The organism is Corynebacterium mendelii (assembly GCF_017307055.1).
GTDB classification, from domain to species: Bacteria; Actinomycetota; Actinomycetes; order Mycobacteriales; family Mycobacteriaceae; genus Corynebacterium; species Corynebacterium mendelii.
Map to the genome: position 1 here is coordinate 466366 of NZ_JAFLEQ010000003.1, position 20163 is coordinate 486528.

At 62.7% G+C, this 20163-nt stretch carries 16 protein-coding genes; 10 read left to right on the top strand and 6 right to left on the bottom strand.

Translation table 11 applies throughout. The annotated features are described in order from the left end of the window. The first annotated feature begins 116 nt into the window (after positions 1-116). The 7 genes from ruvB (at position 117) to JZY06_RS01895 (ending at position 10463) form a co-directional block, all read left to right on the top strand. Positions 117-1142, top strand: a complete 1026-nt coding sequence (ruvB, locus tag JZY06_RS01865; protein ID WP_242516545.1) for a Holliday junction branch migration DNA helicase RuvB — start codon at positions 117-119, stop codon at positions 1140-1142. 202 nt (positions 1143-1344) lie between these two features. After that, complete coding sequence (locus JZY06_RS01870; RefSeq protein ID WP_207118017.1) at positions 1345-1749, top strand: preprotein translocase subunit YajC; 405 nt, start codon at positions 1345-1347, stop codon at positions 1747-1749. A gap of 734 nt (positions 1750-2483) precedes the next feature. Then, positions 2484-4388 (top strand): protein translocase subunit SecD, encoded by a 1905-nt coding sequence (gene secD, locus JZY06_RS01875; RefSeq protein ID WP_242516433.1) that lies wholly within the window; start codon positions 2484-2486, stop codon positions 4386-4388. A gap of 7 nt (positions 4389-4395) precedes the next feature. Continuing rightward, on the top strand, positions 4396-5511 hold the full coding sequence (gene secF, locus JZY06_RS01880; RefSeq protein ID WP_207118019.1) for a protein translocase subunit SecF: 1116 nt from the start codon (positions 4396-4398) through the stop codon (positions 5509-5511). A gap of 329 nt (positions 5512-5840) precedes the next feature. Next, positions 5841-7478, top strand: coding sequence for an ABC transporter substrate-binding protein (locus JZY06_RS01885; RefSeq protein WP_207118022.1), 1638 nt, complete (start codon positions 5841-5843; stop codon positions 7476-7478). Between the two features lie 114 nt (positions 7479-7592). After that, a complete protein-coding gene (locus JZY06_RS01890) occupies positions 7593-8186 on the top strand; it encodes an adenine phosphoribosyltransferase (RefSeq protein ID WP_207118024.1) in 594 nt (197 codons plus the stop codon). A 51-nt stretch (positions 8187-8237) separates the two neighbouring features. Beyond that, positions 8238-10463 (top strand): RelA/SpoT family protein, encoded by a 2226-nt coding sequence (locus JZY06_RS01895; protein ID WP_242516546.1) that lies wholly within the window; start codon positions 8238-8240, stop codon positions 10461-10463. Positions 10464-10634: 171 nt separating this feature from the next. Here the strand turns inward: JZY06_RS01895 and JZY06_RS01900 are convergent, their stop codons facing one another. From JZY06_RS01900 to JZY06_RS01910, 3 genes are all read right to left on the bottom strand, one after another. Beyond that, a complete protein-coding gene (locus tag JZY06_RS01900) occupies positions 10635-11417 on the bottom strand; it encodes a hypothetical protein (RefSeq protein WP_207118028.1) in 783 nt (260 codons plus the stop codon). Between the two features lie 322 nt (positions 11418-11739). Beyond that, positions 11740-12471, bottom strand: a complete 732-nt coding sequence (locus JZY06_RS01905; RefSeq protein WP_207118030.1) for a hypothetical protein — start codon at positions 12469-12471, stop codon at positions 11740-11742. A gap of 642 nt (positions 12472-13113) precedes the next feature. Then, complete coding sequence (locus tag JZY06_RS01910; protein ID WP_207118032.1) at positions 13114-14031, bottom strand: peptidylprolyl isomerase; 918 nt, start codon at positions 14029-14031, stop codon at positions 13114-13116. Positions 14032-14340: 309 nt separating this feature from the next. Between JZY06_RS01910 and JZY06_RS01915 the strand changes: the two genes are divergently transcribed. Further along, a complete protein-coding gene (locus tag JZY06_RS01915; protein ID WP_207118034.1) occupies positions 14341-14994 on the top strand; it encodes an MBL fold metallo-hydrolase in 654 nt (217 codons plus the stop codon). Positions 14995-15116: 122 nt separating this feature from the next. Beyond that, on the top strand, positions 15117-16394 hold the full coding sequence (gene hisS / locus JZY06_RS01920) for a histidine--tRNA ligase (protein WP_207118036.1): 1278 nt from the start codon (positions 15117-15119) through the stop codon (positions 16392-16394). Between the two features lie 106 nt (positions 16395-16500). Here hisS and JZY06_RS01925 read toward each other — a convergent pair whose 3' ends face one another. After that, positions 16501-17250: a CBS domain-containing protein gene (locus tag JZY06_RS01925; RefSeq protein ID WP_207118037.1), complete on the bottom strand. Its 750-nt coding sequence runs from the start codon at positions 17248-17250 to the stop codon at positions 16501-16503. 369 nt (positions 17251-17619) lie between these two features. Here JZY06_RS01925 and JZY06_RS01930 point away from each other — a divergent pair, with 369 nt between their 5' ends. Continuing rightward, the gene (locus JZY06_RS01930) at positions 17620-18174 is read left to right on the top strand and encodes a hypothetical protein (RefSeq protein ID WP_207118039.1); all 555 of its coding nucleotides are present in this window, start codon (positions 17620-17622) and stop codon (positions 18172-18174) included. Positions 18175-18208: 34 nt separating this feature from the next. Here JZY06_RS01930 and JZY06_RS01935 read toward each other — a convergent pair whose 3' ends face one another. Then, positions 18209-18802 carry a TetR/AcrR family transcriptional regulator gene (locus JZY06_RS01935; RefSeq protein ID WP_207118041.1) on the bottom strand — a complete coding sequence of 198 codons (594 nt, stop codon included), beginning with the start codon at positions 18800-18802 and terminating at the stop codon, positions 18209-18211. A 146-nt stretch (positions 18803-18948) separates the two neighbouring features. Beyond that, complete coding sequence (gene ypfJ, locus JZY06_RS01940) at positions 18949-19845, bottom strand: KPN_02809 family neutral zinc metallopeptidase (protein ID WP_207118043.1); 897 nt, start codon at positions 19843-19845, stop codon at positions 18949-18951. Positions 19846-20163 lie beyond the last annotated feature (318 nt).

Here is a 20163-nt window from a genome sequence, read left to right on the forward strand (position 1 = left end):
ACGGCTTTAACCACGACAATCAATCAGCGAGATAACAAGCAGCGAAGGACGGGTGTCCACCAGTGGGTGACGTCGAAAAAACAGAATTCAATCTTCCCCCCGACACCACCCGGGGCATGGGGCGTCCCGACGGCTCGTCGGTTGATCCGTCCGTGCAACCCACCGACCGGGACATCGAAACCAACCTCAGGCCGAAATCGCTGGATGAATTCATCGGCCAGCCGAAGGTGCGAAACCAGCTGGACCTGGTGCTCACCAGCGCCCGCAACCGGGGCACGGCGCCGGACCATGTGCTGTTGTCAGGCCCCCCGGGATTGGGCAAAACCACCATGGCGATGATCATCGCCCAGGAGATGGGAACCTCCCTGCGGATGACCTCCGGGCCGGCGCTGGAACGGGCCGGGGATTTGGCGGCCATGCTGTCGAACCTGATGGAAGGCGATGTGCTGTTCATCGACGAAATCCACCGCATGGCCCGGCCGGCGGAGGAAATGCTGTACATGGCCATGGAGGATTTCCGTATTGACGTCATTGTCGGCAAAGGACCGGGTGCGACCTCCATTCCCCTGGAGATCGCCCCGTTCACACTGGTGGGGGCCACCACCCGTTCCGGTATGCTGACCGGTCCGCTGCGTGACCGCTTCGGGTTCACCGCACAAATGGAGTACTACTCGGCCGAGGATTTGACCCGGGTGGTCACCCGCGCGGCCCGCATCATGGATGTCCCCATCGACGCCGAGGCCGCCGCAGAGATCGCCTCCCGGTCGCGGGGCACACCGCGCATCGCCAACCGGCTGCTGCGCCGGGTGCGGGATTTCGCGGAGGTCACCTCCAACGGGCATATCGATCTGGGCGCCACCAAAGAAGCTCTCGTTGTCTTCGACGTCGACGAACTGGGACTGGACCGGCTCGACCGGGCGGTACTGTCCGCGTTGATCAAAGGGCACGGGGGTGGTCCGGTAGGGGTGGGAACCCTGGCTCTGGCAGTCGGCGAGGAACCCTCCACTGTCGAAGAGGTCTGCGAACCCTACCTGGTGCGGGCCGGAATGGTCGCCCGGACCGGGCGTGGCCGGGTTGCCACCGTCACCGCCTGGCGGCATTTGGGACTTCAACCCCCGGATACCGCCCCCGGCCTGTTCTAGCGGCGATCAACCAGGGGCAAAAGGCCCCACCGGTTCCTTTTTCCCGGTGCCCCGCCGGTCACCGGTCAGCGGCCGACGCACCGGCCACCGGTGCCACCGGGTGGTGACAGGGTGCAGGCCCGGATGCGGCAAGACCACACCGGTACCTGTTTGCCGGGGCCGCGTGGGGGTGGCAGAAGATGTTCTGGCACACTGTGTGCCCATGGACCCGATGTTTCTCATCATTATTCTTTTGATCTTCATGGTGCCGATGTACCTGCAAAAGCGCCGCGCCGACAAGCTGAAAAATTCCCTCAACCAGCTGCAGTCGTCACTGACCCCCGGCCTGCCGGTGGTGACCACCGCCGGGCTGCACGCCACCGTCGACTCCGTCGACGAGGCCAGCAACACCGTTGATCTGCGCATCGCCGACGGCTGTGTGGCCACCTTCGACCTGCAGGCGGTCATCCGTGTGGCGGGTGCGGAGAAAATGGGCATTGACGGTATGACCGCCACCGCCCACACCGCCGACCAGACCCCGGCCGATACGACGGATACCACCGACCACACCGAGGGCGGCGGGGACACCGCTTCCGGTCAGACTGACGGGCACGGCCCGCAGCGCTGACCGGGGCCGCGCCGTAGGCAGGCAGGTCCTGTTGTCCTGGTTGCGGTGGTGCCACCTGCGGCCAACCCGTATCCCTGGGTGGGGAAGACGGGTGCGGCACACCGCACCTGGTTACCCCGGTAAGGCCACCCGTCCTTTATGATGAAACGTTGGTGCACCGCACCTGCCCCACCCATGGGCCGGTTACCCTTTCCGGTTTCCCCCGGTGAGCAGGTCAGCCTGCACCGATTCAACTTTTACAACAACATTCAACCTTTTTCGATCACACGTCAACGAGGTTGCCGGCGTCGTATCCGCCGGCCCGCCAGATCATGCGCGTGACCGCGCCCCCTTTTCACAGTGGTTGCCAGGCAACCGGGGGAGCGGATAGCGCGGGTGCCATGCACCGTTTGTTTTTCCTGACCCGCCGCTGTGTTTTGCGGCCCCGGCAGAAAAACACACAGTGATCTCGCGGGTCGTGTCGGCTGCGTACCGGCAGTAATCAACACTCCGCGTCGACCCCGGCTCTGTCCGGTTGTCGCGCGCCCCGGGCCCACCCGCCCCGCACAACCCACCCCATCCGGCAGCCGGTGCCGCTTCATTGCCCCTCACCGGCTCAAAGGAAGCCGCTTTTTTGTCAGGCGGTGACTTCACCCGCCGGTGACGGCAGGGGTATGGGGTGCGGGCGTACCCGGTGTGCGGCAGCCTGTCGGACAGGGCGTGCGGGAGACGGCGTCAGGCGAGGAGATAATCCATTGGCTTCCACATCCGGACGCAAACGCGTCGGACAGACCCGCTGGCCGAAGCAGGCACTTGCCCTGTTCGTGCTGCTTCTGGTCCTTATTTATGTGCTGGTTCTTTTCACCGGCAACCGCGAGGCGAAACCGAAACTCGGCATCGACCTGCAGGGCGGTACCCGTGTCACACTGGTTCCGCAGGGCCAGGAACCCACTCCGGACCAGCTTGAACAGGCCAAACGCATCCTGCAGAACCGTGTCAACGGTATGGGCGTCTCGGGTGCCGAGGTCGTCACCGACGGCAATACCCTGGTGATCACCGTCCCCGGTGCCGACACCTCCCAGGCCCGCGCCCTGGGCCAGACTTCGCAGCTGCTGTTCAGGCCCGTGGCCCAGCCGCAGCCGCCGAACCCGGCGGCCCTGCTGTCGACAACCGTCGATATGGCCAACCGGTGGGTGGCCGCGGGTGTCATCACCCCGGAGCACGCCAACGAAGTGCTGGGCAGACTCAATGACGGACTCAACCAGGCCGCCGCCCAGGTGCAGGTCAACGGGGAGGACGCCGAGGCGGCCACCCCGCCGGACAACCCGGCGCCGACGGTGAGCGAGCAGCCGCCGGCCAAGGCGAAAAACTCGCTGGAAGCCGCGGAACGCCGCAAAGCCGAAATCGCCATGCTGAAACAGGACCGGCAGTCCGACGATCCGACCACCCAGACCGCCGCCCAGTCGCTGTTGGTGTGCGACGAGACCGTCGACCCGATGGCCGGTTCCGATGACCCGGAAAAACCCTTCGTCGCCTGTGACCCGGACCTGGACGTCAACTACGTGCTCGATCCGGTACCGCTGCTGATCGGCCAGTCCGCCCCCGACGGCACCCGGCTGACCGGCAACGAAATCGACACCAACCGGCCGATCACCGGTGGGCTGAACCCGCAGACCAGCCAGATGGAAATCTCGTTTGCCTTCAAGTCCTCTGACGGGCAACAGGGCGGGGCCACCTGGGCGAAACTGACCGCCGACAACCTCGGCCGCCAGGTCGCGATCACCCTGGACTCGAAAATCATCTCCGCGCCGGTGATCCGGGGGGCCACCCCGGCCGGCAACGCCACCTCGATCACCGGGTCGTTCACCCAGGAGCAGGCGCAGCAGCTGGCCAACAACCTCAAATACGGTGCCCTCCCGTTGAGCTTCGCCGGTGAAAACGGTGAGCGCGGCGGTACCGCCACCACCATTCCCGCCACCCTGGGTCTGGCGTCGCTGAAAGCCGGTCTGATCGCCGGTATCGTCGGCCTGATCCTGGTGACCCTGGTGTGCCTGGTCTACTACCGGGTGTTCGGTTTCCTGGCGGTGGCATCGCTGTTCGCTTCCGGTGCGCTGATCTACGGCGCCCTGGTGCTGCTGGGCCGCTGGGTCGGCTACTCGCTGGATTTGGCCGGTATCGCCGGTCTGATTATCGGTATCGGCACCACCGCCGACTCCTTCGTCGTCTTCTACGAGAGGATCAAAGACGAAATCCGTGACGGGCGGACGTTCCGTTCCGCGGTCCCCAGAGCCTGGGCGAGGGCGAAACACACCATTTTGTCCGGTAACCTCGTCTCCCTGATCGCCGCCGTGGTGCTCTACGTGCTGGCTGTCGGCGACGTCAAGGGCTTCGCCTTCACCCTGGGGTTGACCACCATCTTCGACCTGGTGATCGTGTTCCTGGTGTCCGCACCGCTGGTCGTGATGGCTTCCCGCCGCCCGGCCTTTGCCTCCGCGAAGATCAACGGACTGTCCGGAGTGATGAAAGTCGCCGACCGTCGGCGCGCCAAAGGGGAATACCTGGCCGGCGACCACGCCGATGACGGGGATGAACCCGCCGAAATAACCGGAGCTGACGCTGCCGCCGGCAGCCGCGGGGCCGGACACGGAAAGGAGGCGTAGAAGACCAATGAGCGCCAAACAAACGTTACGACGCGTCTACACCGGTGAAGGCGGACTCGACTTCGTCGGACGCCGCAAAACCTGGTATTCGATTACCGGCGTGGTGGTGATCGTCTGCTTCCTCGCCATCATCTTCAAGGGCTTCACCCTCGGCATCGATTTCGAGGGCGGCACCAAGATGAACATGCCCTATTCCGCCAACCTCAATGAGACCGCCGTGTCGAAAACCTTCGAGGACGCCACCGGCGTGGAAGCCGCGAAGGTCCAGGTGGTCGGTGCCGGGGATTCCAAGATCCTGGAAATCAACTCCCGCCGTCTGACCGAGCAGCAGATCAACCAGGCCCGCGAGGATCTCTACAACGAGTTCCAGCCGAAAAACGCCGAGGGCGAAGCTTCCCCGGATGTCATCGGCGATTCGACGGTCTCGGAATCCTGGGGATCGACAATCACCTCCCGCATGCTGATGGCGCTGGCGGTGTTTTTCATCCTCATCTTCGCCTACATCACGCTGCGCTTTGAACGGGACATGGCTATTGCCGCCATGGCCGGTATCGCCGTCGACGGCATCGTGGTCTCCGGCGTCTATGCCCTCATCGGCCTGGAAGTCTCGCCCGCCACCGTCATCGGTTTGTTGACCGTGCTGGCGTTCTCCCTGTACGACACGGTGGTGGTGTTCGACAAAGTCAAGGAAAACACCGCCGGTTTCGAAGGCTCGACCAGAAAAACCTACGCCGAGCACGCCAACCTGGCGGTCAACCAGACGGTGATGCGTTCAATTACCACCACCGTCATCTCCGCGCTGCCGATCGCCTCCCTGATGGTTATCGCCGTCTGGCTGATGGGCGTCGGCACCCTGAAGGACCTGTCGATGGTGCAGCTGATCGGCGTCATCGAAGGTACGTTCTCCTCGGTGTTTTTGGCCACCCCGATTCTGGTGACGCTGAAAAACATGCAGAAGAAGGTCAAAGACCACAACAAGCGGGTCGCCGCCCAACGGGAAGGCAAAAACGTCGACGCCGACGGTGAAGACGTAGACACCGATGACCACCGTCCGGCACGAACCGTGGCGCCGGTCGATCCGGCCAATCCGATGGGTGCTTCCTGGAGACCGGGAAGAACCTAGCTTCGCGGCCCTGAACATCCCCATGGGGTGTGGGGCAGCGATTACCACCACTTGACCGGCCACCGCAGAGATCCAGGGTGGCGGACCACAGTCCGCCCCCGGCGGTGGCCGGTGGTGTTTTCCCGGACACTTTCCGGCCGTCCCCACCGGGAGTGGCCGCGGCGGTGAAAGCAAACAACGCTGTGCGGGTCTTCTGTTCGGGTTCGGTTGGGGCGTCGTGGCCGCAGGCTTGTAAACTTGGGGGCAATCGACCCCTTCCGGAACTTCCGTCACATCCGCTGCAGCGCCGGGAAGGGGCACCGTTGTTTGTCTATTCCCGCGGAGGAAAAATGGCTTTCCACTTGCGCCGCTGCCTGGTCGAGCGGGCACGCGGTGTATTGGTGGCCGCTGCCGCTTTGTTTCTGGCGGCAGCAGGCCTGGCCTGTGCGCCCTCCGGAGAACCCCAACCGGTTGAACCCACCGAACCGGCACCGTTCGCCTATGCCGCCGGAGTGCCGTTGGTGACAACCAACGCCATCTCCGCGGCCGGGGTCAGCGCCCGGGCGGACATGATTTCGGCGCGCATCTATCCCGGGGTGTTCGTCCGGGGGCCGTCCGGGCAATATGTGCCGAACCTGGATTTCGCCACCGCCAATTTTCTTCCCGGAACCCAGCGCAGCGTGCTCTACCGCATCAACGTCGATGCGGTGTATTCCGACGGGGTGCCGGTGACATGCACGGACTTCATGCTCACCTGGCGGGCGGCCACCATGCCGTGGCTGTTTTCCTCTTTCGCTCCGGTCTATGACGCCGTCGACCGGGTCGACTGTGATCCCGGCCAGCGCAAATTCACCGTCTACTTCAAAGAGGGGATGGGGGCACGGTGGCATGAACTGTTCGCCTCCGGGACAGTACTTGCCTCCCATGTCTTCGCCGACCGGCTCAATATTCCGATCGTGGAGTTGAACCGGCGTCTCAAAGGCGGCGACACCGAGGAACTCCGCCCGGTCGCCGAGATATGGAACACCGGATTCAACCTGGACAACCTGGACCGGCAACTGCAGGTCGCCAGCGGCCCGTACATGATCGTCGACTCCGATCCCGGTGTGTCGGTGACTCTGGGCCCCAATCCGGCCTACCGGGGTGACGCCCCGGCAATAGGCACCATCACCATCTACGCCTTCGGGCAAGAACCCACCGGCTTCGCCGGCACCCCGGCCCCGGCGGTCAGCGACCTGACCCACCTGTCGCGGGTAGCATGGCTGGACGATCGTGCGGACACGCCACGGTATTCGGTGTCTTCCGGGCAGGGCATGCTCACCGAGCAGCTGGTGTTGGCAGAGGAAGGAACCTTCGCCGATGCGGAGCTGAGACGGGCGTTTTCCGGGTGCGTCGACCAGGCCCAGGTGGCCGAAGTCGCCTCCGAAGCTTCCGGTGTGACGGTGTCACCGGTGGGGCTGTTTTTATCCGCCGCCGATGACCCGGCCAGCGAGAAGAACTCCGATATCGCCGCCGCCCACACCGGTATCGACCCGTTGGCCACCACCCCGCTTGCCGGACATACCATCCGCATTGCCCATCTTCCGGGACACCGGCGTTTCGCGCTCATGGTCGACCAGATCCGCGCCACCTGCGCCCCCTGGGGAATCACCGTCACCGACGCCACCGGACCGGCCAGCAGTCTGGCCGATCTGAAACGGGCCGGACGCGGGGAGGTCGATGCTTTCCTGGTACCGCTGGCACCGGCCAGTGGCTTCGCAACCGTGGACCCCGACAGTGGTGATCCGGAGCAGATCCGGGAAGAAGAAAACCGTTTGTGGCAGACCGTTCCCTCGATTCCGCTGAACGCCGAGCCCCGTGCGTTTATTGTGGAAGAAGGCATCGGTAATGTGATGGCAAACACCGGATTGGCGGGACTTGGATGGAATATGGACCGGTGGACCGACACCCGTCAACCGGCCCCACCGCCGGCATCGGCCCCCGGCTGACCGCCGGTGGCCGGAACCTGCGACACCCGAATCTTTACTAAAACAACACACCCCCCACACCAGCACCGACAACGGAAGTTGTCTTTTTCACCGGAAAGAATGGATTGACCCACCATGGCTTACGCTGATGCCCGTCAGGCACTCAAAGACAAGACCCGGCTTGTCCCGGATTTTCCGGAAAAAGGGGTGCTGTTTGAAGACTTGACCCCGGTACTCGCCGATGCCGAGGCTTTCGCCCTGGTCATTGATGAGCTGGCGGCGGCCGCGAAAGCCTACGGCGCGGAGATGATCGGCGGACTGGATGCCCGCGGATTCCTTCTCGGATCGGCAGTCGCCTACAAACTGGGGCTGGGGGTCCTGGCCATCAGGAAACAGGGCAAGCTGCCCCCGCCGGTCTACAACGAGTCCTATGCCCTGGAATACGGCACCGCCGCACTGGAAGTGCCGAAAAACGCCGATATGGGACTGAAAGGCAAAAACATCGTTCTCATCGACGATGTGCTGGCCACCGGGGGAACCCTGGCGGCCGCCCGCAACCTGCTGGAACAACACTGCGGCGCGCATGTCAGCGGCCTGGCCGTGGTGTTGGAAGTGGAGGGGCTGGGTGGCCGGGAGAAAACCACCGGTCTGCCGCTGACCGTCATTGGCACGGATCCTGCCCCCGTCACCGGTCATGGCGCCCGCCCGGGCCTAGCGCAGGACCGGTGACCTGCCTTGGCCCAGGACAAGGACAAGAAACCGGCGTCGCCGGTGCGCAGCATGTCGGCGCGGCTGGCCCGCAGTCTCGCCGGAAACCGGGTGAAAGTCGACCCGGTACTCGATCCGCTGGTAACCATCCACCGCAAAATCCATCCCAAAGCGGATGTGGAACTGATCCAGCGCGCCTACCACACCGCGGAAAAACTTCACGACGGGGTGTTCCGCAAATCCGGTGACCCCTACATCACCCATCCGCTGGCGGTGGCCACCATCGCCGCCGAAATCGGCATGGACACCACCACCATTGTTGCTGCTCTGCTGCACGACACCGTGGAAGACACCGACTACTCCCTGGAGGATTTAACCGGTGACTTCGGCGCCGAGGTAGCCCGGCTGGTCGACGGGGTGACCAAACTGGACAAAGTGGCTTTGGGGGCGGCGGCGGAAGCCGAAACCATCCGGAAAATGATTGTGGCGATGTCCCGCGATCCGCGGGTCCTGGTGATCAAGGTCGCCGACCGCCTGCACAATATGCGCACCATGCGTTTTTTGCCGCCGGAAAAACAGGCCAAAAAAGCCCGCCAGACCCTGGAGGTCATTGCGCCGCTGGCCCACCGCCTCGGGATGGCCAGCATCAAATGGGAACTGGAGGATCTGTCCTTTGCGATCCTGTACCCGAAAAAATACGACGAGATCGTGCGTCTGGTCGCCGACCGGGCGCCCTCCCGGGACCGGTATCTCGCCGAAATCATCGCCCAGGTGCAGCAAACCATGCGGGACAACCGCATCCCGGCGGAAGTTCTGGGGCGGCCGAAACACTATTGGTCGATCTACCAGAAAATGGTGGTGCGGGGACGCGACTTCGACGAAATCTTCGATCTGGTCGGGATCCGCATCCTGGTCGACAACCTCAACGACTGCTATGCCGCCATCGGGTCGGTGCACTCGCTGTACGCGGCGCTGCCGGGGAGGTTCAAAGACTACATCACAGCCCCACGCTTCGGCGTCTACCAGTCGTTGCACACCACGGTGATGGGACCCGGCGGAAAACCGCTGGAAGTCCAGGTCCGCACCCACGAGATGCACTACAACGCCGAATTCGGCATTGCCGCCCACTGGCGCTACAAGGAAACCAAGGGCTCCCACAAAGGCTCGGACAAAGAAGTCGACGAGATGGCGTGGATGCGGCAGCTGCTCGACTGGCAGAAAGAAGCCGCCGACCCCAACGAGTTCCTCGATTCCCTGCGCTATGACCTGCAGGCGAAACAAATCTTCGTGTTCACCCCGAAAGGTGATGTGGTCAACCTGCCGGTGGATTCCACCCCGGTCGATTTCGCCTACGCTGTCCACACCGAGGTCGGCCACCGCTGTATCGGGGCGAAAGTCAACGGCAAACTGGTGGCCCTGGAATCGCAGCTGAAATCCGGCGACCGGGTGGAGGTGTTCACCTCCAAGGACCAGAATGCCGGCCCATCCAGCGACTGGCAGAAATTTGTGGTCTCCCCGCGGGCGAAAGCGAAAATCCGCCAATGGTTCGCCAAGGAACGCCGCGAGGAAACCCTGGAAGCCGGACGCGATGCGCTGGCCGCAGAGGTTCAGCGCGGTGGGCTTCCGATGCACCGGCTGTTTACCGCCCAAACCATGAAGCAGGTGGCCGAGGAGCTTCACTACCCGGACGTCGACGCCCTGTATACGGCGATTGGCCAGCAGCGGGTGTCTGCCAAACATGTGGTCAACCGGCTGATGGCCACCTTCGGTGACGAATCCGACGCCGAGGACCAACTGGTTGCCCGCACCCCGTTCAGTGAGCTGAAAACCAAAAAAGTCAGCCCCGATGCCACCGGCATCCTGGTGGAAGGCTCCCCGGATGTGATGGCGAAACTGGCCAAATGCTGTATGCCGGTACCCGGTGACGCGATCTTCGGTTTCGTCACCCGCGGCGGGGGAGTCAGCGTGCACCGTTCTGACTGCACCAACGCCAAAAAACTCGAGGATCAGCCCGAGCGTCTCATCACCGTGTCCTGGGCGCGGGACGGGGGCGGTTCATTTGCCGCCACCATCCAATTGGAAGCACTGGACCGCAGTGGTCTGCTGCTGGAGTTGACGAAGGTCATCAGCGAGCAGAAAGTCGCTGTGGTGTCGATGAATTCCTACGCCGACGACGACCATGTGGCTTTCGCGAAATTCACTTTCGAGGTCTCCGACACCAAACAACTGGGAAGCCTGATGACTTCACTGCGCAATATCGAGGGAGTCTACGACGTCTATCGGCTGACCTCCGGCTGAGCCAGGGGGGAGAGAAGCCGAAAAGAAACCACCACCCCGGTGCCTGGAAACAGAAAGGATGTTTTCCGCTTTAAGCGGTTGAAACATCACAGTTCACATCCAGTTTCTAAAGCCATCCGGGGTGGTGTTCTCGTCGGGGGTGCCGCAACGGGCAGGCCGGTCGCCTGGTGGTTAGCCGGCAGTGGCGGGAGCGGCTGCCGCATCCTTGTCAGCGTTTGCGTCAGGTTTTTGCTGTCCACGTTGGGTGAAAGCCTGGAACACCTTGTTGAAGCCTGCGAGGAAGGACGCCATGGTGAGCAGCGTGGTCAAAGTACTGGTGAACTTGGTGGAGTAGTACTCGAGGTTGGTGGTGCAGTTCGGTTGGCCGTCCTTGCTGTAGACAATCCTGTTACCGAGCGGGTTGAAAATACCCGTGGTCGACGATCCGGTAGATGAACCCGAGGTATCACCGACATCGATGGCGTCCTTGCATTCGAAGGAGTCTTCTTTTTCACCCTTGTGGATCTTGTTGGCGAGATCAACATCGTATTCGGCGTCGGAAATCTTCTGGTTCAGGGTGAACGACATCTTGCGTGCCTGCTTCAGCTCATCGAGAGCATGGTCATCGGGCGAAGCAGGAAGATTGTCCAGAATACGATTGATGTTGTTGATGGTTACCTGGGCCTCATCGAGACGGTTGAGGGCCTCAAAAGCGGCGTCGTAGCCCCAGTCATCCTTTTGCTTGGTCGCTTTCGGCGTCAGCTCGTCAATGGACTTGGTGGCTTTCTCGATCTCTTTTTTAACCGTGCCAATGAGTTTGTCGTATTCCTGTTGCGGCGCGGAATCCATGGACCTGGTCAGGGAAGCGAGTGAATCGTCATCGGCGAAAGCCGGAACCGGAGCCAGGCTTGAAGCGGTGGCGACAGCAACAGCTGTGATGGAGGCTACTGCGGCCTTGCGGAACTGGTAAGTCATCAGAAAAAGTGTGCTTCCTGTCAGTCGGCTAAAAGAAAACGGCAACAGGCTCGGCGCCTGGCGTCCTATGGAGTCTATCGCCTCAAGGTACCCGAGAAGTTACGGGTCGGGCGGAAAAAGCTTGAAAAATACGTTTCCGGACCCGGGTGTGAACGCAACCGGACCCCGTCGGAACCAGAAACTGGAACCGGCGGGGTCCGGGAATGCCTGAGCTGTAACGACCGCAACCGCCCGGTGGGCGGAGTGGATCAAGTCCTCGCGCAAGCCAAACAGCTGGAATCAGAGATTCCGGCTGTTGACTTGTCAGTGGGAAACGATCAGATTAGGCCGGGGCACCGGGGGCGGCCTTCATGACCACGTCGGAGATCTTGGTGGCGGTGGTGATCAGGGTCAGCACGGTGCCGAGAACGGCAACCAGCTTGGTCAGCATGTCGGTGTAGTACTCGCGGTTGGAGACACACTCTTTCTTGCCGTTTTTGTAGACAACGCGGTTACCGGAGGAGGTGAAGAAGGACTTCAGGCCAGCGGTGGTGGAGCCTTCGGTGACCTTGTCTTTTTTCTTGTCGAAGTTGGTTGCACCGGGGCACTCGAACTTGGAGTCCTCGGCCTTCTTCTTCGCGGCGCGGGCTTCTGTGAGGTAAGTATCAACGCGGGTCAGAGCGGTCTTGGCATCGTTCAGCGCAGTCTGAGCGGAGCCGAGAGTTCCGTAGTTACCGTCATCGTTGCCTTTGCCCTCAACGCTTTCCAGGTAGCCCTCGGCCAGTTTGATGAGGCCGTCAGCTTCAGAAGCCTTGGTGCGGGCCTGGCTGACTTTCAGGTCAGCATCGTCGTTGCCGGAAACCGATGTGGAGGTGGACTCGATCTCGGCCATCTTGGCAGCGTAAGCAATTTTGATCTGAGTCAGGCCGGATTCGACTGCGCCCTTACGGGTGGTGTACTGATCGTCGGAGGCTGCGAAAGCGGTGGGGGCCATGCTCGGGACGGCAACCGGGGTGACGGCCAGGGCCATGGCGGTGCCGACAGCGGCGATGGACTTGCGGACGTTCAGCTTCATGTAGGTATTCCTTCTCGTATGGTGAAGCGGACAACTTCTGCAAGGGTAGTCATTTTCTTGACGATGGCAACCCTTGGACACTTGCGTATCGGCGTGGCAGCAGCGGCTGTTACGCCGTCTACCGGAAAGCGGAGGCCTCCCAGTTGTCCGGTCAACAGTTCAGTTGTGGACCGGAGCCCACTATACAGGTCCGTTGCTTTACGCCGCTAATAATTTTTTTAGTGGCCTGCTCATAAAATCCCTAACCGTGAACAGATCGTTTGCAGCGCTTGTTATGGGAGTGCGGTTACAGGGGGTTTCGAAGGTGTATCGGCTCTGCATCTGTTGCGGTGCCTGTGGGGGTGGGTACGGGGTAGTTAGTGGCAGGTAGTGGATGCGTGGCCGGGGGAAGTGGTGGAGGAAGTGGTGCCATTGTCTGTGAATGACAGCGTGCTGCCCCCAGGCTGTGCATCCCCGACGAATTGGTTCGTCATCGTATTCAACTGGGAGGTAAAAAATGGCCCGCACCCCGTCATCGGGGGTGCGGGCCGTGGGGATTGTGTATCCGGCAGTTGTCGTTCGGGTATCCGGACACACAACCGTCCGAATGCCACCGGCCGGTGCGGGGCCAGCAAGGCTGCAGCAGTCGGGGGTCAGTATGTGTTACTTGACTGAGACGTTTTCGATGGTGACTTCCTGCTTCGGTTTTCCGTCAGGCTGGCCGGATTCGGTGCCGCGGTCAGCGACAACATCAACGGTTGTCAGGCCTTCTTCACCGATGGTGCCGAAGTAGGTGTAGCTCGCCGGAAGAGGTGAATCACCGTAGTTTAGGAAGAACTGGGAGCCGTTGGTTCCCGGGCCGGCATTGGCCATGGCCACCGAACCACGCGGGTAGACAACCGGGGCGCCATCCATTTCATCGACCGGGTATTCGTCGGCGAACTGGAAGCCGGGGCCACCGGCGCCGGTACCGGAGGGATCGCCGCACTGCAGGACCTTGATGCCCTGCGTGGTCAGACGGTGGCAGATGGTGTTGTCGTAGTACCCCTTGGAAGCCAGGTAGGTGATCGCGTTGACGGTGCAGGGAGCCGCGGCACGGTCCAGGCTCAGCGGGATCGGGCCGTCATTGGTTTGGAAGGTCACATCGACGGTTCCGGTGGCGGGAACATCTGCGGTGGGCGGAAGTCCGACGTCTTTGGCTGCGCTCCTGCCGGATTCGTCGTAGGTGCAGGCGACCGTCTCGGCGAGCGGGGTTGCCCTCTTGCCGTCGAGAACCTGGTTCTTCTTCGGCTTCGGTTTGGTTGTCTCTTCCTCCGGGGTGGTGTCGTCGGTGGGTTCAACTTCCGCGGATGCGGAGGCCGAGGCCGCGGTTGACGCCGATGACGACTCGGCCTGGGTGGTGGAATCGCTGTCGGTTTCGTGGGTGTTCAACCACCAGATGCCCCCGACGAAGGCGAGAATCACGGCGACGGACGCTGCCACGACACCCAGAGGTTTCGTTTTTTCCTGCCGGTCGCGGGTTTTCAACTCACGGTCCAGTTTCTTCATTGCCTCTTGGCGACGTTGTTCATTGGTGCTCAACGGGTCACTGCCTTATACACACTCGGTGAATCGGTATCGGATGAATTGTGTCAACTGCCACAGCGGACCACGGGCAAACTCCCCACAGTCGTGTGACCGCACGGATTGTACCCGCAGCAGCGACAGTCGGCGAAGTGCGCCGTGGTGTGGCAGGTGTTTTGTCTGTTATGACCCCGAAAACTGGGGGTGACACCCCGGCTGAGCGGTACCGGATCGGATGGCCGTACCTCCGGTTGGGGTGGTCCGGGCCGATAGTGCGTGGGGTACCGCCCGTGGGCGGGGACCGGGCCTGGGTCTACCATTTGCCCTATGGAGCTTTACGGATGTGTTGCAGGCCCTTTCCAAACCAACTGCTGGATTGCCGTTGCGGGTAAAGCGCTGACGGTCATCGACCCCGGTATGGGGGCGTTTGCCACCGTTGACGGGTATATCAAAGACAACGGTTTGCGCCTGGAGAAGGTTATCCTCACCCACGGCCACATCGACCACACCCGCGATGCCGGCAGCCTGCAGCAGGCCTATGACGTTCCGGTGTTCATCCATGCCGATGATGAATTCATGCTCGACGATCCGGCTGCCGGGGTCTCGGTGCAGGCCATGGCCCTCCATGATGCGGATCATCTGGTCACCGTCGATCCGCAGGCCCGGAGCTTTTTCTCCGACGGGGATTCCATCACCATCGGCGGAGAGAGCTTTGCTGTCCACCATGCGCCGGGGCACTCGCCTGGTTCGGTGCTGCTGGTGGGTAAAACCCTGTGTTTTAGCGGTGACGTTTTGTTTAAAGGATCGATCGGCCGGACCGATCTGCCGCGTTCCAGCTGGCCGCAGATGGACAACACCCTGGAGAACAAGGTCTGGCCGCTCGATGACGGACTGCAGATTCTTCCTGGCCACGGTCCGTCGAGCACCATGAAATCGGAGCGCGCCACCAATCCGTTCCTGCGCAAGTTCCACAACCGGTAGCGGCCCTTGGGACCAGGCCGGCCGGTGTTGCTGGCTGTCGTGCCGCCCCTGGCAATCGTTATTGCTTTGCCGGGGAGGGCACCTGGCCGCGGAAGCGGTCATCTCGCCTATACTGTGCGCCCGTGAGCCAAGCGAAGAAAACATCCTTTTCCGCCCCCAAAGGCGTCCCCGACTACGTTCCCCCGTCATCGGCAGCATTTTTGCATGTCAGGGACACATTCAGCCATCAGGCCCGGTTGGCCGGCTACGAGCACATCGAGCTGCCGATCTTCGAGGACACCGCTCTGTTTGCCCGCGGAGTCGGTGAATCCACCGATGTGGTCAGCAAAGAGATGTACACCTTCGCCGACAAAGGTGACCGGTCGGTGACGCTGCGTCCGGAAGGTACCGCCGGAGTGATGCGTGCGGTGATCGAACACAATCTGGACCGCGGTCAGCTGCCGGTGAAAATGACCTACGCCGGACCTTTTTTCCGCTACGAACGCCCGCAGGCCGGGCGCTACCGGCAACTGCAGCAGGTCGGTGTGGAAGCCATCGGCGTGGATGATCCGGTCCTTGATGCAGAGGTCATTGCCCTGGCCGACCGCTGCTACAAGTCGGTGGGGCTTACCGGTTACCGGCTGGAGATCACCAGCCTGGGCGATCATTCCTGCCGTCCGGCCTACCGGCAGAAACTGCAGGACTTCCTGCTCGACCTGCCGCTGGATGAGCAGACCCGCCACCGGGCGCAGATCAACCCGCTGCGGGTGCTCGACGACAAACGTGCTGAAGTGCGGGAGATGACCGCCGACGCGCCGCTGATGCTGGACCATCTCTCAGCCGAATGCCGCGAGCATTTCGAGACCGTTACCGGGCTGCTCGATGAGATGGGCGTGGACTATGTCATCAACAAACGGCTGGTCCGCGGGCTGGACTACTACACCAAGACCTGTTTCGAATTCGTCCACGACGGACTCGGCGCCCAGTCGGGTATTGGTGGCGGCGGCCGCTACGACGGTTTGATGGCGCAACTGGGCGGACAGGATTTGTCCGGCATCGGTTTCGGCCTCGGGGTCGACCGCACCATTCTCGCGCTGGAGGCTGAAGGCGTCGGCCCGGTCGACAGCTCCCGCTGCGATATCTACGGTGTCGCCATGGGGGATGCGGCCCGCATCAAACTCGGTGCGATCACCCATGTGTTGCGCACCCATGGTCTTCGGGCGGACATGAGTTTCGGCCAGCGGGGTTTGAAAGGCGCGATGAAAGGTGCCGACCGGGCGGGCGCGAAATTTGCGCTTGTCATCGGTGACCGGGAACTGGAAACCTCGACTGCGGCTGTCAAAGATCTGGCCGCCCACACTCAGGAGGACGTCTCCTTTGACCGTTTGACTGACTACCTGGCAACCAAACTGGGCCGCTGAAACCGTGAAAAACAACAAAAAGACAAGGTTTTTGCCTTGACTTTCCCGCCCGTGGTGTGTGCCACGGGCGGGTTTTTGGTGTTCGCCGCCTGGGCCGGCGGTTGGCCTAATAGTCGACGGCTGCCAGAAGACGCGGAATATCGGAGGCGACGACAATCTGGATGGGACGTTGGGTCGGGCGGCCGTGTTCGGTGATGATCAGCGCGGCAGGCGAGTGGCCGCTGTCGTCGAGTTTGTTGAAGCGGGTCAGTGCCTGCGGGGCGGTGACGTCTTTGGCCACCAGCTCCGCCCGGTCAGAGGCCGACAGGTACTGCTGGACATCGGCGACGGTGGTGGCGTTGATGGTGTTGTTGTCGGAGAGATCATTGGCCAGCCATTTGGCGATGGCCTGCACGGTGAGAAGATAGACGAATTTATCCCCGTCATAGACAGGAAAGCGCGCGTAGCCGGTTTTCCTCACCGCCGCCAGTACCTCGTCCAGATGCGTGGCTGGGGTTAATGTGACAACCTCGGTGTGGCCCAAAATGCTGACCACCCGGGTATCGGCGGTGACGACGTCGCGGATGCCCTCGATTTTTTCCACCACATCGGCGCGCGGATCGGCAATCGGTTCGCCGTCTTTGTAGCGGTCGTGGCTGATGGCGTTGCGCAGCCGGGCGTAGGCGAACAGCGACTCGGCGATATCGTCGGTGATCAGGTGGGTGCGGCGGGCTTTTTTCACGACCTCGGTGAAATAGACCCCGGGGCGCATGTTCAACTCTTCCCGCAGGGTCTGCTCGATACCGTTGAAGGCCGCGATGAAACGCTCCGCCCGGGTGATGGTCTCGCCATGGTCGTTGCTTGTTGATTCACTCACGCCCCCAGCCTAGGAAAAAGTGGTGCCCCCGGGCGAGGTGGCCGCGGCGGGAGAGCTTCTGCGCCGGCACCGCGGGGCTGGAACCGGAAAACTTGTCACACCCGGTGTGCCGAAGGGGTCTGCGGGACAAGCCCCCGCCGGGAGCCGGGCAAAGCAAAAAAGGGAAGGGTGATGGTGGCCGAAATCGCACCCCGTGTGTCACACTGGTGAACAAAAGACACCGTGCGCAACACCGGTGGTGTTGGTGTTTGAAGGAATGGACCACCGGCCGCACGTCCCGTGCCGGGCTCACAGTTGCTGCCCCCAGCGGGTGCGCGGGCGGATTGTGCCGGTTGCGTGCAAAAGAAAATGTAAGGGACCCAGACCGTTATGACCCGAGTGAAAAAACGTCTTTCAATGGTTGCGGCAGCCGTGGCCAGTTCCGTGGCGCTGGTGGCCTTTCCCGCCCCGGCGGCAGCCGGACCGCTCCACGACTACGCGACCAGCTGGCTGTCGCTGTCGTCACAGGTTCTCGGCGGCGGGACAACCCGTCTGCCCGCCAACCCCCTGGCGCCGACAGTGCAGCGCACCCCGGATGTCGCGGGGGGAAATCTTGCTGCCCGGCTGCCGCGTGACGGGCAGACCGGACAGCCGCTGACAGTGCTCGGGGCCACCGGTACGGTGTGCCGGACATTCAACGCCTACGGCACCCGGATCGTGGTGGCGGGACCCGATACCAGCTGCGGGTTCGCCATGAAGGTGTTCGCCACCTCGATGACAGGTGCCGATCCGGCCAAAAACATCCACTACTCCTCGCCGCGGACAATGACCGTGACCTCGCCTGCGACCGGGCGACAGTACAACATGATCTGTACCGAACATGATGGGACGCTGTTTGTGTGCGCCGACCGGGACGGCGGTACCGCCCAGGTGTGGGCCTGGTAGATCCGCCGGGGTGGCTGCGCGGGCTTTCGGCCGGTTATCCGGCGGTCCCGCCGGTGGGTATCTGCGGGGTGCCGCCGTGTGCGAGTCCGGCCACATAGATGCCGACCAGCCAGGGCAGGGTGTCGGGTTCGAGTTTTCTGATACCGACCACCGGCGGGCGGGTGACTGTCACCAGCCCCGCCAGAAAACGCTGGTGGGTGATGGGTTCGGCGACCAGGCCCGCGGCATGTGCCCGGGACAAAATCTCATTGCCCAGTTCCGCCGCCCGGGTTCTCAAAGCCGCCACATCAGCCGGCAAACGGTCCATGTCTTCGGGCGCGAAGGTGGACACCATCGCGCCCAGCCCCATATCCACCAGTGCGGTGACATAGCGGTGCCACTGGCTGCGGGGATCATCGTCGAAATGGGCGAGCACATCGTCCTGCAGATCAATCGCCCGGGCCAGAACAGCTGATCCGCAGGCATGCAGCAGCGAGGTGCGGTCGGGGAAGTTGCGGTAGAGCGTGGCGATACCGACCCCGGCGCGGGCGGCGACGGTTTCCAGGGGCACTGTGTGGGAATGCTCGCGGAAAAGCTCGGTGGCGGCGTCAATGATTTTCAGCCTGCGTTTTTTGGCGTCCCTGCGCATGAACGGACCACTCCTGGAAAAAACCCGTCGGGGACCGCCGGTCGGGCAGGGGGCTGGGCCCGGGACGAGTCCGGACGGTCCGGTGTAACGGAACCATCTTAACCGATAGTGCACACTATCGGTTAAGTGGCCGGGGTCCGGGGCTGCTACCGGTATCCGCCGGTGCCGAGGAAATCACAGGATGCCATGCGGCCGGAGTTGTATCCGGCCAAAAACGCCTCCTGGCGTTGCTGGGAGGTTCCGTGGGTGAAGCCGTCCGGGTTGACCTGGCCCCGGGTGCGCTGCTGGATATTGTCGTCGCCGACCGCCCGGGCGGTTTCGACGGCGTCGAGAAGCTGCTCGTCGGTGATCGGCTCGAGCAGGGCGTCCTCGCCTTTGTCGGCGTAGTGCGCCCACACCCCGCCGTAGCAGTCGGCCTGCAGTTCGATTTTCACTGCGTTGGAGTCGGCGCCGGGATCGGAGTAGTCCGACAGGCCGAGGTTGCCCTCCAGATTCTGGATGTGGTGGCCGAACTCGTGGGCGACAATGTATTCCTGTGCCAGCGGGGCGTTGCTTCCCCCGAGCTGTTCGATCTGCCGGAAAAAGGAGGAATCGAAGTAGGCTGTCCGGTCGCGGGGGCAGTAAAACGGCCCGGTGGAGGAACCGGCGATACCGCAGCCGGTTTGAACCTGCTGGTTAAACAGTGTCAGCCCCGGTTTCTCGTAGTCGATTCCGGCCTGGTCGGGAAGCTGGGTCTGCCACACCTTGTCCAAGGAGATGGCGGTGAATTCGAGTCGGCAGTCGACATTGCTGTTGGCGTCGGCGCCGGTTTGGCAGTTGTCCACACCTTCCGGGGCCTGCTGGTTCTGACCGGCGGGAAGCTGGTTGGGTGACTGCCCGCCCACCAGGCTGCCCAACTGGGAGGGATCCCCGCCGAGAAGAAGGAAAGCCCCCACCAAAATCAGGGTCCCGATGCCGCCGCCCCCGGCGATCATTCCACCGCGCGACATTCCGCCGCGGGAAGCCCGGTTGCCGCTTTTGGCCACATTGTCCTTGAACGTCATGGCGCTTATTGTGCCACACACCACCACGGCGACGGCCCGGGCAAGGCCGGTGGCGTTTTTCCCGACCACGGCCATCACAGCTGACAGGCCGGGGGACCGGCGGGACACAACCGGTGCGTGCGGTGCACGCCCAAACCGGAAGCGCCACAACCCCGGCGTTACCCCGGCGGGTAGGATGGCCGACGGTAATAATCGCCGTGTGAAACAATCACCCCCGTGCGGAGCGGAAAAGAACCTGTCCCCGGGGGTTAACCGGCGGCACAACCGGGCGCCATGCCCGGTCGGGCGCCGACGAATGAAAGGTAAGAAGGTAGAACA

Excerpts from the sequence above, each read along its gene's own strand:
- JZY06_RS01885 (WP_207118022.1), top strand. The coding sequence starts at position 5,841 with ATGGCTTTCCACTTGCGCCGCTGCCTGGTCGAGCGGGCACGCGGTGTA.
- ypfJ (WP_207118043.1), bottom strand. The coding sequence starts at position 19,845 with ATGACGTTCAAGGACAATGTGGCCAAAAGCGGCAACCGGGCTTCCCGC.
- JZY06_RS01900 (WP_207118028.1), bottom strand. The coding sequence starts at position 11,417 with ATGACTTACCAGTTCCGCAAGGCCGCAGTAGCCTCCATCACAGCTGTT.
- JZY06_RS01930 (WP_207118039.1), top strand. The coding sequence starts at position 17,620 with ATGACCCGAGTGAAAAAACGTCTTTCAATGGTTGCGGCAGCCGTGGCC.
- JZY06_RS01870 (WP_207118017.1), top strand. The coding sequence starts at position 1,345 with ATGGACCCGATGTTTCTCATCATTATTCTTTTGATCTTCATGGTGCCG.
- JZY06_RS01890 (WP_207118024.1), top strand. The coding sequence starts at position 7,593 with ATGGCTTACGCTGATGCCCGTCAGGCACTCAAAGACAAGACCCGGCTT.
- ruvB (WP_242516545.1), top strand. The coding sequence starts at position 117 with ATGGGGCGTCCCGACGGCTCGTCGGTTGATCCGTCCGTGCAACCCACC.
- JZY06_RS01895 (WP_242516546.1), top strand. The coding sequence starts at position 8,238 with ATGTCGGCGCGGCTGGCCCGCAGTCTCGCCGGAAACCGGGTGAAAGTC.
- JZY06_RS01905 (WP_207118030.1), bottom strand. The coding sequence starts at position 12,471 with ATGAAGCTGAACGTCCGCAAGTCCATCGCCGCTGTCGGCACCGCCATG.
- secF (WP_207118019.1), top strand. The coding sequence starts at position 4,396 with ATGAGCGCCAAACAAACGTTACGACGCGTCTACACCGGTGAAGGCGGA.
- JZY06_RS01915 (WP_207118034.1), top strand. The coding sequence starts at position 14,341 with ATGGAGCTTTACGGATGTGTTGCAGGCCCTTTCCAAACCAACTGCTGG.
- JZY06_RS01935 (WP_207118041.1), bottom strand. The coding sequence starts at position 18,802 with ATGCGCAGGGACGCCAAAAAACGCAGGCTGAAAATCATTGACGCCGCC.